Origin of the sequence: Clostridium sp. AF28-12 (assembly GCF_003435225.1) — a bacterium.
In the GTDB taxonomy this organism is placed as follows: domain Bacteria; phylum Bacillota; class Clostridia; order Lachnospirales; family Lachnospiraceae; genus Pilosibacter; species Pilosibacter fragilis.
This window is the reverse complement of sequence record NZ_QWGJ01000009.1, coordinates 61,634-76,831: the sequence shown is the minus strand read 5'-3', so window position 1 is coordinate 76,831 and position 15,198 is coordinate 61,634. Positions and strand designations below refer to the sequence as shown.

At 46.3% G+C, this 15,198-nt stretch carries 13 protein-coding genes; 4 read left to right on the top strand and 9 right to left on the bottom strand.

Annotated features, from left to right (window positions below; all coding sequences use genetic code 11):
- Nucleotides 1–134 precede the first annotated feature (134 nt).
- The 3 genes from DWY93_RS09435 to DWY93_RS09425 all read left to right on the top strand — a co-directional run bounded on the left by DWY93_RS09435 (nucleotide 135) and on the right by DWY93_RS09425 (nucleotide 4,266).
- Nucleotides 135–1,661: a BCCT family transporter gene (locus DWY93_RS09435; protein ID WP_117470177.1), complete on the top strand. Its 1,527-nt coding sequence runs from the start codon at nucleotides 135–137 to the stop codon at nucleotides 1,659–1,661.
- Between the two features lie 237 nt (nucleotides 1,662–1,898).
- On the top strand, nucleotides 1,899–3,314 hold the full coding sequence (locus tag DWY93_RS09430; RefSeq protein WP_117470176.1) for a cell wall-binding protein: 1,416 nt from the start codon (nucleotides 1,899–1,901) through the stop codon (nucleotides 3,312–3,314).
- 334 nt (nucleotides 3,315–3,648) lie between these two features.
- Nucleotides 3,649–4,266, top strand: coding sequence for a hypothetical protein (locus DWY93_RS09425; RefSeq protein ID WP_117470175.1), 618 nt, complete (start codon nucleotides 3,649–3,651; stop codon nucleotides 4,264–4,266).
- A gap of 225 nt (nucleotides 4,267–4,491) precedes the next feature.
- On the opposite strand, the gene prfB is transcribed toward DWY93_RS09425, so the two are convergent.
- The 3 genes from prfB to DWY93_RS09410 all read right to left on the bottom strand — a co-directional run bounded on the left by prfB (nucleotide 4,492) and on the right by DWY93_RS09410 (nucleotide 8,945).
- The gene (gene prfB / locus DWY93_RS09420) at nucleotides 4,492–5,631 is read right to left on the bottom strand and encodes a peptide chain release factor 2 (RefSeq protein ID WP_117470224.1); all 1,140 of its coding nucleotides are present in this window, start codon (nucleotides 5,629–5,631) and stop codon (nucleotides 4,492–4,494) included.
- Between the two features lie 148 nt (nucleotides 5,632–5,779).
- Complete coding sequence (gene secA / locus DWY93_RS09415; protein WP_117470174.1) at nucleotides 5,780–8,356, bottom strand: preprotein translocase subunit SecA; 2,577 nt, start codon at nucleotides 8,354–8,356, stop codon at nucleotides 5,780–5,782.
- A 316-nt stretch (nucleotides 8,357–8,672) separates the two neighbouring features.
- The gene (locus DWY93_RS09410) at nucleotides 8,673–8,945 is read right to left on the bottom strand and encodes a hypothetical protein (protein ID WP_133304050.1); all 273 of its coding nucleotides are present in this window, start codon (nucleotides 8,943–8,945) and stop codon (nucleotides 8,673–8,675) included.
- 354 nt (nucleotides 8,946–9,299) lie between these two features.
- Here DWY93_RS09410 and raiA point away from each other — a divergent pair, with 354 nt between their 5' ends.
- Nucleotides 9,300–9,827, top strand: a complete 528-nt coding sequence (gene raiA / locus DWY93_RS09405; RefSeq protein WP_015553800.1) for a ribosome-associated translation inhibitor RaiA — start codon at nucleotides 9,300–9,302, stop codon at nucleotides 9,825–9,827.
- Nucleotides 9,828–10,000: 173 nt separating this feature from the next.
- Here raiA and sdaAA read toward each other — a convergent pair whose 3' ends face one another.
- From sdaAA to DWY93_RS17475, 6 genes are all read right to left on the bottom strand, one after another.
- Complete coding sequence (gene sdaAA, locus DWY93_RS09400) at nucleotides 10,001–10,885, bottom strand: L-serine ammonia-lyase, iron-sulfur-dependent, subunit alpha (RefSeq protein WP_117470172.1); 885 nt, start codon at nucleotides 10,883–10,885, stop codon at nucleotides 10,001–10,003.
- A 14-nt stretch (nucleotides 10,886–10,899) separates the two neighbouring features.
- Nucleotides 10,900–11,577, bottom strand: coding sequence for an L-serine ammonia-lyase, iron-sulfur-dependent subunit beta (sdaAB, locus tag DWY93_RS09395; RefSeq protein WP_015553802.1), 678 nt, complete (start codon nucleotides 11,575–11,577; stop codon nucleotides 10,900–10,902).
- A gap of 362 nt (nucleotides 11,578–11,939) precedes the next feature.
- Nucleotides 11,940–13,181, bottom strand: coding sequence for a tyrosine-type recombinase/integrase (locus DWY93_RS09390; protein WP_347465951.1), 1,242 nt, complete (start codon nucleotides 13,179–13,181; stop codon nucleotides 11,940–11,942).
- A 30-nt stretch (nucleotides 13,182–13,211) separates the two neighbouring features.
- Nucleotides 13,212–13,577, bottom strand: coding sequence for a methionine--tRNA ligase subunit beta (locus tag DWY93_RS09385; protein WP_242990578.1), 366 nt, complete (start codon nucleotides 13,575–13,577; stop codon nucleotides 13,212–13,214).
- Between the two features lie 132 nt (nucleotides 13,578–13,709).
- The gene (locus DWY93_RS17480; protein ID WP_242990577.1) at nucleotides 13,710–14,540 is read right to left on the bottom strand and encodes an ATP-binding protein; all 831 of its coding nucleotides are present in this window, start codon (nucleotides 14,538–14,540) and stop codon (nucleotides 13,710–13,712) included.
- Nucleotides 14,541–14,548: 8 nt separating this feature from the next.
- Nucleotides 14,549–15,193, bottom strand: a complete 645-nt coding sequence (locus tag DWY93_RS17475; RefSeq protein WP_242990576.1) for an ATP-binding protein — start codon at nucleotides 15,191–15,193, stop codon at nucleotides 14,549–14,551.
- Nucleotides 15,194–15,198: the final 5 nt, after the last annotated feature.

The window sequence follows — 15,198 nt, the reverse complement described above, 5'->3', positions numbered from 1 at the left end:
CTGAAAGGGTTGTATAATACAGTGGCCGTGGCAGAATCGTATCATTTCCCCTTGCATTCTCCCTCCTACAGTGCTATAATGTTCAATATCTTGATAAATATTTAATTTTTGAACATCGTAGGAGGTTTCAAATTATGAGTTCCAAAAATTCCGAAACACCATTAAAAGACCGGATCGACTGGGTCACTGTGATCGTACCGTTTCTTGCAATCCTGGCGCTCTGTGTCTGCTTCATCCTGATGCCGGATGCATCAAAGAGCGTTCTCGACACGATCCGTTTTATCCTTGGCGATACCTTCGGCCTGTTCTATCTTGCCGTCGGTCTCTTTGTCTTCCTGCTATCCCTGTATCTGGCATTTTCCAGATTCGGTACGATCCGCCTCGGGAAACCGGATGAAAAGCCAAAATATCCCCTCTTCGTCTGGGCGAGCATGATGTTCACCTCCGGACTCGCAGCCGATATCCTGTTTTACTCCTTCTGTGAATGGATCCTTTACGCGAACGATCCGCATATCGCAGAGCTCGGTTCCATGCAGACCTGGTCCAGCACCTACCCGCTGTTCCACTGGGGTCCGATCCCGTGGGCATTCTATCTGGTACTCGCCGTCTCCTTCGGCTTTATGCTTCATGTGAGAGGCTGTCATAAGCAGAAATATTCAGAAGCCTGCCGCGCGCTGCTCGGAAACAAGGTAGATGGGATTTCCGGAAAGCTCATCGACCTTCTGGCGCTCTTTGCGCTCCTCGCAGGAACCACAACGACATTTGCACTGGCGACTCCGTTGATGTCCCAGGTACTGACGACCCTGTTCCACCTTCCATCCTCCAAATGGATAACGATCGCGATCTTAGGCGTCACCTGCGTCTTCTACACATATGCCCTGCTCCACGGCATGAAGGGGATCTCCCTTCTTGCAAAGTCCTGCATGTATCTGTTCTTTGCCCTGCTCGCATATGTGCTGTTCCTCGGCGGTGAGACACGGTATATTCTGGAGACAGGCTTTGCGGCTGTCGGAAATCTTGCTCAGAATTTCCTCGGCCTCGCAACCTTCACAGACCCGCAGCGGACCACTTCCTTCCCGCAGACATGGACGATCTTCTACTGGGCCTACTGGATGGTGTGGTGCGTGGCATCTCCGTTCTTTATCGGATCCATCTCCCGCGGAAGAACGGTGCGGCAGACGATCCTCGGCGGATATGCCTGCTGCGTCAGCGCCACCTGCCTGAGCTTCATTATTTTAGGAAACTACAGCCTCGGACTCCAGGTGAGCGGAAAACTTGACGTGATGGCGATCTACGCCGCCGGAAATGATCTCTACACAACGATCATCTCCATCATCCAGACACTGCCGCTTGCGCCACTTGTCCTTGTGCTTCTGATCGTTGCCATGGTAGCCTTCTACGCCACCAGCTTCGACTCCATCGCCCTTGTGGCTTCCTCCTACACCTACCGCCAGATCACAGGCGATGAGGAGCCCCACAACGCCGTAAAGGCCTTCTGGGCGATCATGCTGATCCTGCTGCCAATGGCGCTTGTATTTTCCGACAGCTCCATGGCGAACCTGCAGAGCGTGTCCATCATCGCGGCGTTCCCGGTAGCGTTCGTGATCCTGCTGATCATCGCCAGCTTCTTAAAGGACGCGTCGGATTACCTGAAATCATAAAATAGGAGCTACGAAACGTACGGATCGATCACTTTCATCATAAAGTTTGATCCGTACGTTTTTCTTAAACAATTTGTAATTCCCCTGCCACACATTTACCACAAGTTGAAGGGAAAATACCATTGTCATAAATCGGAATTCTGGTATAATAGAATATGTAAACAATTTGAGAATTTTCAGCAGCCGTGAAAACAACGATCTGGCTGCTGTTACAATTTCTATGAGGAGGAAAATTAAATGAGAAAGAAAAATTTCTGCCTGGCAGTACTTTCCGCATCCGCAGTTCTCGCTCTGGGTGCTTCATTCAGTTCTTTTGCTGCTTGGAAGTCCGTAAACAGCGAATGGGTCTACACTGACAATAATGGCAACAACGTGACAAGCGCGTGGAGATCTGACAACGGCGAGTCTTACTATCTCGGCTCTGACGGATATATGGTCCGCAACACACTTCTTGAGGACAACGGAAACTACTACTACTTAAGAAACGGCGGCCAGATGTTAAAGAACGGCTGGCGTTTCCTTGAAAACCCGAGTTGGCAGGGTGACGATAAAGTCGGCGACGCAAGCTGGTACTACTTCGACAATAATGGACGTGCGCTCCGCACAACAGGCGATACTGTAAAGATCGCTGATATCGGCGGAAAGAAGTTCGCGTTTGATATGTATGGAAGAATGCTCACAGGCTGGATCACAGCTGCCGGTGAGAATATCTCCGATGATTCCGACTGGGCAACAGCTACATACTACGGTGACTCGGAAGGCGACGGAAGTCTCGTTACAAACGCCTGGGTATACATCAGCGTTAAGGACGATGACAACGAGGACGATAACGAGCCGACTTACCACTTCTACTTCGCTTCCAACGGTAAGAAGACCGTCAGCACAGAGAAGACCATCGGCAATGTAAAATACACCTTCGATGACAGAGGTGTTGCTCAGGATTCCTGGGTACACAACAGCGACAAGGGTACTTGGAAATATTACGGTGATGAAGAGGAACCGAAGCTTCATACCGGTTGGTTCCAGGCTGTTCCGTCTAAAGAGTTAAACAGCAATGACCATGAAAATGGTACGACTCATTGGTATTATGCAAACTCCAAGGGCGAGATCACTATTCCTACTGCCGACGGCGAAGTTGGAGTTGCTAAAACAATCGATGGAAAATCCTACTTATTCAACGAGGACGGAGAGATGCTCACGGGATTAAGAATTCTTACATACGATGGTTCTAAAATCACCAAGATTTCTTCTGAAGTTGATTCCATCGATACCATCAAAAATATGGATTCCGACACCAAAAAATTATTATACCTTTCCGACAGTGGCGCTGCAAAAACAGGTACAACTACCATCAGCCTTGATGGTTCCACATATACCTTCAGCTTTAAGTCTAATGGTTCTCCAAGAGGTGTCGGCGAAACCGGTATCTCAGACGGATATATCTATATGAACGGTTTACGTCTGACAGCTGATGAGGATACAAAGTACCAAGCCGTTACATACAAGGATCAGGAATACCTTATCAACGAAAACGGTACGATCCAGAAAAATAAAAAGAACATAAAAGACGCTGACGATTACTATTATTGCACAGATAGTAAGGGTGTTTTACGCCATGAGCGGAGCACTGAGAAGTGTACGATTAAGCATTAACCTTCCACCTAAATACACCGCAGATGTTGACAATATGTTTTTAGTATTTACTATAAGCTTCTACAATCTGCAATTGAGGGCATCTTCACTGACTTGGCGAAGGTGCCTTTTCTTTTTCTACATATTGCAATTTCCTGTCAACAAAATTTTCTCTTCCTGCACCTTTACCATTTCACCTCTCCCTGCCTGATTTTCCTCTTCTTCCTGACACACCTCCGCCACAGATTCCTCAAGGTTTCACCACAAAGTATTCACAGCTTAATCACATTTCTCTGATATACTTAGATCATCAAAAGGAAATCATAACCAACCAAAAAATTCAGGAGGTTTCACTATGAAAAAGAAATTTATGACTCTCGCGCTTACCGCAGCAATGGCTGCTTCTATGGGAATGACTGCTTTCGCAGGACAATGGGTACAGAACACCACAGGCTGGTGGTGGCAGGAAGACAACGGCTCCTACCCGGTATCCCAGTGGAAATGGCTGGATGGAAATAAAGATGGCATCTACGAATGCTACGCATTTGATTCAAACGGATATATGTACGCGGATACAACAACCCCGGACGGCTATACAGTAAACAAAGAAGGCGCCTGGACCATCGGCAATTCCGTACAGTTAAGATTTGCGAAAGATATGCAGAATGAATCCGGTTCCAACGACAATACCGCTGCTGATAACAGCACATCTGACAATACTGTTTACACAAACGAGGATATGGTCGGAACCTTCCGGATCAACGACGAGAACAGAGAAGATTACTTTGAGTTTATGCTCGGTGCCGGCGATTCTATTGCGGCATTCTACTATGATACCGACGGAGATACCCATATATACAACTTCTCTAAAGTCAGCAATACAAAATACCGCGATTCCTCCAATTCACGTAATCTGACGATCGTAGATTATGATACGATTATTGTAAACGACAGAACCTATATCAGGGACTAATCGCTAATAGCGAGCTGACCACTCCATTCCTTGAAGACATGAAGCTTTCTTCCTGTCGACTATAATTTCTATACCCGTTCCCAGCCCTCGGCATGAAATATTCCTGCCGGGGGCATCTATGATACAGAAGCATATAGAAAAAGCGTATCAACCGATGTATTATCACATCTTTTGATACGCTTTTTTCATGATAACAGTTCCGCCTCACGGCATTCCCGTCTCTTTCTATTCTACGTCCTGTCCGCCCTTCACCTGCGGCCGTCCAAGGCTCTCCCACTTCAGGTAGGCACTGATAAAGCCGTCGAGTCCGCCGTCGAGCACCGCATTTACGTTTCCGCTCTCGAAGCCGGTCCGGTGGTCTTTTACCATCGTGTACGGCTGGAGTACATAGGAACGGATCTGGCTTCCCCATCCGATATCTTTGATATCGCCGCGGATGTCGGAGAGCTTCTCCGCGTTTGCCTGCTGCTTTAACATATACAGCTTTGCCTTTAACATCTGCATCGCCTTGTCCTTGTTCTGGAACTGGGAACGCTCATTCTGGCACTGTACAACAACGCCAGTCGGGATATGGGTGATACGGACCGCGGAGGATGTCTTGTTGATGTGCTGTCCACCGGCACCGCTGGAACGGTAGGTATCAATCCTTAAATCATCCGGATTGATCTCGATATCAAGGTCTTCCTCGATATCCGGCATTACATCGCAGGATACGAAGGATGTCTGTCTCTTTCCGTTGGCGTTGAACGGAGAGATCCTTACAAGGCGGTGTACACCTCTCTCGGACTTTAAGTAACCGAACGCATTCTCTCCGTTGATCTGGATCGTAACCGACTTGATTCCGGCTTCCTCGCCGTCCAGGAAGTCGAGTACCTCCACCTGGTACCCTTTTCTCTCTGCCCAGCGGCAGTACATACGGTATAACATGCTGCACCAGTCACAGGACTCTGTTCCGCCCGCTCCAGCATTCAGTCTTAAGATCGCGTTGTTGTTATCGTACTCCCCTGTGAGAAGTGTGCGGAGACGGAGTGCGTCGAGCTCAGATGTGAACTCGTCGAGCATCTCCTGGATCTCCGGAACGATCTCCGGATCATTTTCCTCATACCCCATCTCGATCATCAGACCGATCTCTTCGTACTGATTCTGGAGCTTGTTGTACTCTGCGACCGTATCTTTCAGGTTTTTCGCTTCCTTCACGAGTCTCGTGGATTTCTCCGCATCCTCCCAGAAGCTCGGCTCCTCCATGGTCTTGTCCAACTCGTCGATCCTTCTGATCTTCGCTTCCAGATTCAGGGAGTCCCTGACCTCCTTCAGTGGAGTTTCATATGTGGATAATGTATATTTAAACTGGTCTAACTCAACCATAGAATCTGTCCTTTCTAATAACATTTCACCAAGGCCGCCTGTTCCCTGTGCGGACCATACGGAATGTTACCTTTCTTATAATGATTTAACAAGGTCAGCGCAGAGGTTCCGCGCTGACCATCATTTCATAAAACAATTGGTATTGATCCTATGCTAACGGTTTTCTTCCGCAGCACTGTTTATATTTCTTGCCGGATCCGCACGGACACGGATCATTCGGGTAGATTTTCTGTGTCTGACGTCTCTGCGGAGCTCTCGCCGCGGAATCGTCACGGTTTGTACCTGTAACCTTGGCAGCCGGCTCTCTCTCCACCTTCTCCTCTACACGGATATGGCAGAGAATACGGATCGTATCTTCACGGATCGCCGCTGTCATATCGTCGAACATCTCGTAAGCGTTCATCTTGTACTCAACCAGTGGATCACGGTTGCCGTATGCCTGTAAACCGATACCTTCGCGGAGCTGATCCATATCGTCGATATGGGACATCCACTTATTGTCGATCACCTTTAAGAGTACGACACGCTCGATCTCACGCACCTGCTCTGCATCCGGGAATTCTGCCTCCTTGGATTCGTAGAACTTCGTTGCCAGTTCTTTTAACATGTGCTTGAATTCGTCCTTGCTCATCTTGCTGATCTCGTCAGTCAGCTCGATCGGCTTTAACGGGATGATCGGAAGAAGAAGATCATTTAATTCCTTGAAGCCCCAGTTCTCCGGAGTCTGCTCGTCACTGACGGACATATCCACAGCGCCCTCAACGATATCGTTGAGCATCTTCATGATCAGCTCACGCATGTTCTCACCGTCAAGTACCTGACGGCGCTCAGCATATACGACCTCACGCTGCTCGTTGTTGACCTCGTCGTACTTTAAGAGGTTCTCACGGATACCATAGTTGTTCGTCTCGATCTTCTGCTGTGCTTTTTCGATCGCGGAAGATAACATCTTGTGCTCGATCTGCTCGTTCTCCGGAACGCCGAGGGCATTGAACATGCTCATTAACTTGTCGGAACCGAAGAGGCGCATCAGATCGTCCTCAAGGGAGATATAGAAGCGGGACTCACCCGGATCGCCCTGACGTCCTGCACGTCCGCGGAGCTGATTATCGATACGTCTGGACTCATGACGCTCTGTACCAATGATCTTTAAGCCGCCGAGAGCCTTTGACTCGTCGTCAAGCTTGATATCGGTACCACGGCCTGCCATGTTCGTCGCGATAGTCACCGCGCCGTGAATACCGGCCTGAGCTACGATCTCAGCCTCCAGCTCATGGTACTTTGCGTTTAAGACTTTATGCGGAACCCCGCGCTTCTTTAACATCTGGCTTAACATCTCAGATGTCTCGATGGTGATCGTACCGACGAGGACCGGCTGTCCTTTCTCGTGGGCCTCTACGATCTCCTCAACAACTGCATGGAATTTCTCTTTCTTTGTCTTATATACCGCGTCATTTAAGTCTTTACGGATAACCGGACGGTTTGTCGGGATCACGATAACGTCCATACCGTAGATATTACGGAACTCTTTCTCCTCCGTCTGGGCTGTACCGGTCATACCGCCTTTTTTCGCATACTTATTAAAGAAGTTCTGGAATGTGATCGTCGCGAGGGTTCTGGACTCTCTCTTAACGTTTACATGCTCCTTCGCCTCAATGGCCTGATGGAGACCATCGGAGTAACGGCGGCCCGGCATGATACGTCCTGTGAACTCATCAACGATCAGGACCTCGTCGTCCTTGACCACATAGTCCTTATCGCGGAACATGAGGTTGTGGGCGCGGAGTGCAAGGATAATGTTGTGCTGGATCTCCAGGTTCTCCGCATCCGCGAGGTTGTCGATATGGAAGAATGCCTCGACCTTCTTAACACCCTGTTCTGTCAGGTTTACGACTTTCTCTTTCTCATTTACGATGAAATCACCGGTCTCGGTGATCTCCTCGCCCATGATGGCGTTGAGCTTGTTAAACTCGCCGGATTCCTCACCGCGGACTAACTGCTTTGCGAGAACATCACAAACCTCATAGAGCTTTGTGGATTTTCCACTCTGTCCGGAAATGATAAGCGGGGTTCTCGCCTCATCGATCAATACGGAGTCCACCTCATCGATGATACAGTAGTCGAGATCACGGAGTACCATCTGCTCTTTGTAGATCGCCATATTGTCACGAAGGTAATCGAAACCGAGCTCGTTGTTTGTCACATAAGTGATGTCACACTGGTAAGCGGCTTTTCTCTCCTCGGAGGTCATGGAGTTTAATACCACACCGACCTTTAAGCCGAGAAACTCATGAACCTGTCCCATCCACTCGGCATCACGTTTTGCCAGATAGTCGTTGACTGTTACGATCTGAACGCCTTTTCCGGCGAGGGCATTTAAGTATGCCGGACAGGTAGAAACAAGAGTTTTACCTTCACCTGTCTTCATCTCAGCGATACGTCCCTGGTGAAGGACGATACCACCGATGAGCTGTACCGGATAGTGCTCCATCTTTAAAACTCTCTTGGCTGCCTCCCTGACGGTTGCGAATGCCTCCGGCAGAAGATCATCCAGAGTCTCCCCCTGTGCGAGGCGCTCTTTGAATTTTCTTGTCTGATCCTTTAATTCTTCATCAGACATCGCCTGCATGGTCGGACGCATTTTTTCGATCTTATCGACGATCGGGTAAATATACTTTAATTCCCGGTCACTGTGCGTACCAAATACTTTTTCAACAAAATTCATTCTGCTTGTTCTCCTACATAAATAAATATACACATGCAGCGATACCCTTTTATCCATCTCGCGGGAGTTATCCACGGATACACGGTCTTTCAAACGCCGGAGCCGGATTTTATCCACATGACGCATGGTTCATCTCACATCAGGCCACTGCATACAAGTTTCTATATCTGAATCGTTTTTGATGTCCGCTGCTCCGTCCTGCGGGATTTTACCGCATAACCGCATACGTCTGCATCGTACAATCCTTAATATTTTAACACCTTCCGGGTTTTTATTCAATGACTTCATGTAATTTTAACATTTCGTACATAAATCCTTATCTCTGCCTGCGCAATTCCCGATAAAACTCCCTGCTACATCTTCTCGCAGCCGCATCGTCCATCTGCGCCGCATCCCTGCTGTTTTTTCTAAAACCGTTTTGACAATTTTTCGACAATTCAATTTTTTCCTCTTCGACATCTCCCTGACTCCTTCCCCCGGCTTCTCCCTCACTTCTGTCTATTTTTCTCTCTTCCTGCCGCTTTTCCCCTTTAAATGTACAACTTGCACAAACCATACATTCGATTGTCTGGTTATCCACTTTATCCACACTCATCCACCGAAATTATGTGGAAAGTTGTCCACCTCGAGAAATGCCGATTTCACGCCATTTCGCAGTTATACACCAAGTTATCCACATTATCCACAAGTTTTTTCCTCCCCATCGGTGGATTTTACGGTTCCTTAATATTTGTTTTATTTTTGTGAACATCTTATAAAATTTACATTTCCGACAACTTTTTTGCCCAATCCCATTGACAAACCGGGAAGGCTTCATATAGTTTTTGAGCTTTTATACACCTTTTTTTACCTTTTTAAATTTTCTCATTTTTTATGTATTTTGGTTGTCTTTTACAGAATTTTGTGCTATACTTAAGTCATCCCAAACAAAGGAGTTGATTTTATGCGTTACACGATCAGCGGAAAAAATATCAACATTACACCAGGCTTAAAAGATGCCGTGGAAAGTAAATTAGGAAAACTGGAGCGCTATTTTTCTCCTGATACTGAAGTACAGGTTACATTGAGCGTAGAGAAAGGACGTCAGAAAATAGAGGTTACGATTCCTGTTAAAGGCAGCATTATCCGAGCTGAGCAGGATTCCAGCGATATGTATGTATCTGTTGATCTCGTTGAAGAAATTATCGAGCGTCAGATCAAGAAATATAAGACAAAGATCGTTGACAAAAAGCAGAACGCCTTAGCATTTAACGAAGCCTTCCTTCAGGAAGAATCCGAGCCGGAGGAGACCGTTAATATCGTAAAGACAAAACGTTTCGCAATGAAACCGATGGATGCCGAGGAGGCTTGCGTACAGATGGAACTCTTAGGACACAACTTCTTTATGTTCCTCAACGCTGATACAAACGAAGTCAATGTAGTTTATAAGAGAAAAGGAAACTCTTACGGACTCATTGAACCGGAGTTCTAAAGAATCCTGAAACTTAATAAGAATGAATAGCCGGGCGGCAGCGTTGATGTGGGAAACCGCACAGTGACTGAAATGCCAGGCAGCAAAAATACAGGCGGTACTTGATTTTAGATTAAGTACCGCCTGTTTATTATGTTTAGATGCCCTTTATCAGTTGCCAACTATTCTTTTCTTCATTTTTGAGTTTCCTTTGCACATGCCGCGCAAGCCTCACATGCGCTCTTCGCGACCGCCATACCGCCCATGGAAGTCTCCCTGAGTTCTGACGGAATCGACCGTCCCACCGCATACATGACACCGATGGTCTCGTCAATCGGGGTGATGCTCTTGATTCCCGCCATAGAAAGTTCCGCGGAGATCAGGGCATTTGACGCCCCCATGGCATTCCGGTTCTGACATGGATTTTCCACAAGTCCGCCGATGGGATCACAAACAAGTCCCAGAATATTCACGATCGCGAAGGATGCCGCGTCGAGACACTGCGCCGGTGTTCCGCCGAAAAGCTCCACAGCCGCTGACGCTGCCATGGCACTGGCCGCTCCCACCTCCGCCTGACATCCGCCCTCTGCTCCGGCTGTCGTGGCATTTCTCGTAATGAGGTATCCCACTGCCGCCGCGTTAAATAACGCCTGGCAGATCTCCTCATCCGTAAATCCGTAGTTTTCCTGCAGGGAACAGCAGACTCCCGGAATTACACCAGAAGAGCCAGCCGTCGGTGCCGCAACGATGAGTCCCATGGACGCGTTGACCTCGAGAACGCCCACCGCATAGGCGATCGCCTTTGAAACCACATCCCCACAGAGATTCTTCTTATTTTCCCTCAGCGTGTGGAGCTTTCTGCTCTCCCCGCCGATCATGCCGCCCATGCTGACGATATTTTCCTTTAACGGCTTCTTCGCCGACGCCTGCATGATGGACCATGCTTTCTTCATTTTCGCCCTTGTCTTCTCCGGATCCTGCTCCAGAAACGTGGTTTCCCGCTCGAACATGGCCTCAGAGATCTTTTTATTTTCCTTTTCGCAGTACTCTAAAAGTTCTGCACCATTTATAAAATTCATCGTTTCTCCCCCCATCAGTCCAGATTGATCGCCGGAACCAAAAGAACGTTTTTCACAGCCTCAAACCCCCGCAGCGCGTTAATCACCTGGCTGGAGACCATAGTATCCACCTCGATGATCGCGTAGGCCATCTTGCCCTTGCTCTCGCGGTAAAGGCGCAGGGAACCGATATTTAAGTCGTAAGCGCTCAAAACGGCCGTCACGAACGCCAGCGTACCCTTTTTGTCGATGTGCTGGACAACGATGGTGCTGTAATTTCCGGTAAGATCAACATCGACGCCGTTTAACCGCGTGATGACCGCATTTCCGCCGCCAATGGACTTTCCGCGCAGGGACATCTCATTTCCATTTTCGTCCTTTACATAGATGTCCACCGTATTCGGATAGATCTCCTTATCTGTGAAGTTTTCCTCGAAGGTAAAGTCAAGTCCTGCCTCTTTCGCGTGCTCAAAGGAATCGCGGATCCTTTCATCATCCGGGTGATATCCAAGGATTCCGCCGACTAATGCACGGTCTGTTCCGTGTCCATGGTAGGTACGGGCGAAGGATCCGTAGAGCACAAAGCGCACCGCCGCCGGCTTCTCCACCATTTTTCCGGCAATAAAAGCGATCCTCAGTGCCCCAGCCGTGTGGGAGCTTGATGGTCCGATCATGTTCGGCCCCAGAATGTCGAACGTTCCGATCTCATTCATACGTGTTTCCTCACTTTTACATATTGTATTTTGTTGTTCCGCAGGTCTGCGCACCTGCCGCGCTGACCATAAAAACATAAGCTGAATGGCAAAAATTCCTATCTAAAATAAATTTTTACATACCACTTTAAAGGCTCTGAGAAGTTATATCTTCTGCCTTCATATTTTGGATTTGTATCCGGCATTTTCCCGGAACCCGCATAAATGCTTGCGAAGCCATTTTTCGCATATGCAGTAACTTCTCATATCGTGGCATAAAGTGGCATATTTTGAAAAATTTTGTCGTAAATCTGTCGTAAAAAATCCATCATTTCTGACTATGAAAGTCTCAGTTTTCCTTCCAGATTTGCAAAAGAATTTTTCTATGCCGTTGCTTCCGCATAGATATTCATCGTGGTCGAGATATCCGAATGCCCCATGATTTCCTGAATGACTTTCAGATTGGTTTCATTTTCGCAGAAGCGGGTACAGAACGTGTGCCTCAGATTGTGAACTGAAAAATCCCGAATCAGCAGTGGCTCCCGTTTTTCCTTTTCAGCCAGTTTCACTTCATCCCGATTGTGATCTCTTATAATCCGTTTAATTGCACGATCTATAGTCATCAGGTTATGAAGATTCTGCTCCCTGTTCAGAAAAACAAAATTGGAATATCCATCTATCGTCGGAGATTTCAGCTTGAACCGTTTCTGATTCTCACGTTCCTGAAGCAACGCTTCCCTCACCTCTGACAGCATCGGAACTACACGATTGCCAGCGTTCGTTTTGGGCGTTGTAAGACGGAACCGCCAACCATCGTAGTCACGGAAACGGTAAATAACATTATGGTTGATGAAAATCTCATTATTCTCAAAATCACAATCATTCCATCGAAGACCAATCGTTTCACCAATCCTACATCCCGTTCCAAGCAGAAATGTAAACAGTGGCATCCAGTGGCTATAAATCGGCGAGGTTGAAACAAACTGAACAAATGCTGCCTGTTCTGCCTCTGTCAGTGCATGCCTTTGTGGCTTCTCCCAACAATGGCTTTTCTTGATATCACCCTTAAGCCCGTCTGATGGATTACAGCGAATATAACCATCTCTCACCGCCAGTGTAAATGTCGGATGCAGCAATGAATGGATAATCTCCAGGCTGTTCGGTTTAAAACTCAGGTCATTGATCAAGTAATTATAAAATTCCCGAATATCAGAATACTTAATCAAGCTGATTTTCCGCATTCCAAATTTCATACGTACGAACTTATCGTACATATACTTATAATTCGATCTGGTGGATTCTTTCAGTTCCGTCTTGCCACTGAAATAGATATCAAAAACATCATTTAAAAGGATGTTCTGATTTACAAAAAGGATTCCATCCTCCACGTTTTTCTCGGCCTGTTTCCGCTTCTCCCGAAGTTCCTTTAATGTTCCAGCATACACACTATGCCTGCGGTCATCTGCACCTTTATATTCGTAGCTGCCATCTTTTCTCTGGCTCTCACCGTCTTTTAAAACGCGTCCCTTTGAATCTTTTCTTGAATCTTTCATAAGTTCTCCTTCCATTTCCATGGAAAGAGCTTTGCTTAAGATATATTTTTGTTTAGCAGAGTTTGGATCCAACCGGAATCTTATCATCCAGCATTAACAGGTTCACAATCTCATCTTCCCCTTCTTGCATTCAGCAGAAAGAAACATGCCATGGGATACAATTCCCATCATAGCTCTCGGCGGGATGTTGACAATCGCAACTAAGGTCTTGCCAACCAGTTCCTCCGGTTCGTAATATGAATGCATTCCGGAAAGAATGGTACGATCTGTTCCACTACCATCATCTAATGTAAACTGCAGCAGCTTTTTGGATTTTTTCACTGCAACACAGTCTTTTACTTTTACCACTCTCATATCTGATTTGCAGAATGTATCAAAATCGATATCTGCTGCATCATAAGGCTCTACTACAACCTTTTCTGCATCTTCTGTGGAAGTCTCAGCGGTTACTTCCTCTTTCTCTGCCATTTTATCCATTTCCGTTGGCTTTGTCTCCTTTTCTCGTCTTCTCAAACAATATTTTACACTAAGGCGGTATGATCGTAAACAAGTTCGATTGATCCTGTGAATTTTGAATTTTTCGTTACAACAATAAACATACTATGATTCATCGTGTAGCAACCATGTACCCTTTTTGGAAGGACCTACATGTTCCACCAAACCATCTTTCTTCATTTTATTGATATGATACCTGACTCCGGCCACTGATAATCGCATCTGATCTGCGATTTTCTTCACAGTAATCGTTGGCTGTTCTCGCATGATTTCCAGAATCCTGGTTGCGGTTTCCGCATTAGCTTTTTGTTTTTTAATGTAAGTATTGGTTTTTGTGTTAGTGTTAGTGACTTTTTCTGTGTTAGTTTTTATGTTAGTGTTAGTGACTTTTTTTGTGTTAGTCTTTATGTCCGTATCTCTTTTCCGATACATGTTTACCCTAAAATCCCCATCAAAATCAATCAGTTCTGGTTCAGGCAAACCATATTCCGCACAGGCCTCAAACAATCTCGGTATTCCGGTTCCCCATTTCTCAATAATTTTCATATAGGCAAAGGCTCTTGCAATTGCAGGATTTCTCGGTTTTGAATACCCCACCATCATTTTAGAAATGGTGACATTATTTAGGAGCATCCCAGGCGAAGTTACTTCCAGTCTATCATCAAACAATGCCACCTGAATACTCCCCTGTTCGAGATAGCTACGATGTGCTACAGCATTTGCAATAATCTCGCGAATGCTGTCTGTTGGCAATTCATACACATCCTGTCTGTACATACCCTTTATCGTCATTCCCATATTGATTTTTTCAAGGACATACCGATATGCAGCTTCCATCTGTTCCTGAATGGGACCCTCAAATTCTCTCCTGTCAACAAAATACGCACGGTTTGTTCCTTTAAACACACCACACTGGATAGTAGGCTGCTGTGGCATTCTTCCAGTTAAAAGACATATGCATTTGTGGGATATATACCACCTTCAGACTCCTTCAGTACACCCCAGGAAATCAATGTGTTCTTGGTTACCTCTTTTATCTTCGCCTTCTCACTATCCTGCCATGTGTTGGCAAGAGCAGTTTCTTTCATACTTTTGCAAAGTTCATTGATGTCACTATCTGAAACCGTCATGTTCTGGCATATTTCACTATCAAAGTGGCGATTCTGCCCTTCTAAAATCAGTTCCTTTAGCATATACCCTTCCACATGTCTGGTTGTGCCAGATACTCTTACATAAGTACCATCAATCATCCCCTGTGATTTTATATAATATGGACGCTGTGCACCTGGTAAAATTTCTACAACAATCACCGTTTTATCTTTAACTGTCTGTAAAGCCACATCCGGTCTGATGGCTGGTTCACACGCATCAGAAATTGCGTTGGTAATGGCATCCATGGTTTTATAAATATTTTCCGTATTCATTCCCACAATTTCTAATGTCTTATCGTCTACTCCGAAAACAATCTTGCCACCTTTACCATTGGCAAAAGCCACCACTGTTTTCATATATTTTTCGCTCTTATCAGGTACCGTCACCTTATACTCGATATTCTTTGATTCGCCAGAAAACAGCATGTTTTCTTTCATAGCAA

Bases quoted from the DNA above. Each gene is read 5' to 3' on its own strand.
- DWY93_RS09435 (WP_117470177.1), top strand. From the start codon at position 135: ATGAGTTCCAAAAATTCCGAAACACCATTAAAAGACCGGATCGACTGG.
- DWY93_RS09430 (WP_117470176.1), top strand. From the start codon at position 1,899: ATGAGAAAGAAAAATTTCTGCCTGGCAGTACTTTCCGCATCCGCAGTT.
- DWY93_RS09425 (WP_117470175.1), top strand. From the start codon at position 3,649: ATGAAAAAGAAATTTATGACTCTCGCGCTTACCGCAGCAATGGCTGCT.
- prfB (WP_117470224.1), bottom strand. From the start codon at position 5,631: ATGGTTGAGTTAGACCAGTTTAAATATACATTATCCACATATGAAACT.
- secA (WP_117470174.1), bottom strand. From the start codon at position 8,356: ATGAATTTTGTTGAAAAAGTATTTGGTACGCACAGTGACCGGGAATTA.
- raiA (WP_015553800.1), top strand. From the start codon at position 9,300: ATGCGTTACACGATCAGCGGAAAAAATATCAACATTACACCAGGCTTA.
- sdaAA (WP_117470172.1), bottom strand. From the start codon at position 10,885: ATGAATTTTATAAATGGTGCAGAACTTTTAGAGTACTGCGAAAAGGAA.
- sdaAB (WP_015553802.1), bottom strand. From the start codon at position 11,577: ATGAATGAGATCGGAACGTTCGACATTCTGGGGCCGAACATGATCGGA.
- DWY93_RS09385 (WP_242990578.1), bottom strand. From the start codon at position 13,577: ATGGCAGAGAAAGAGGAAGTAACCGCTGAGACTTCCACAGAAGATGCA.
- DWY93_RS17480 (WP_242990577.1), bottom strand. From the start codon at position 14,540: ATGCCACAGCAGCCTACTATCCAGTGTGGTGTGTTTAAAGGAACAAAC.
- DWY93_RS17475 (WP_242990576.1), bottom strand. From the start codon at position 15,193: ATGAAAGAAAACATGCTGTTTTCTGGCGAATCAAAGAATATCGAGTAT.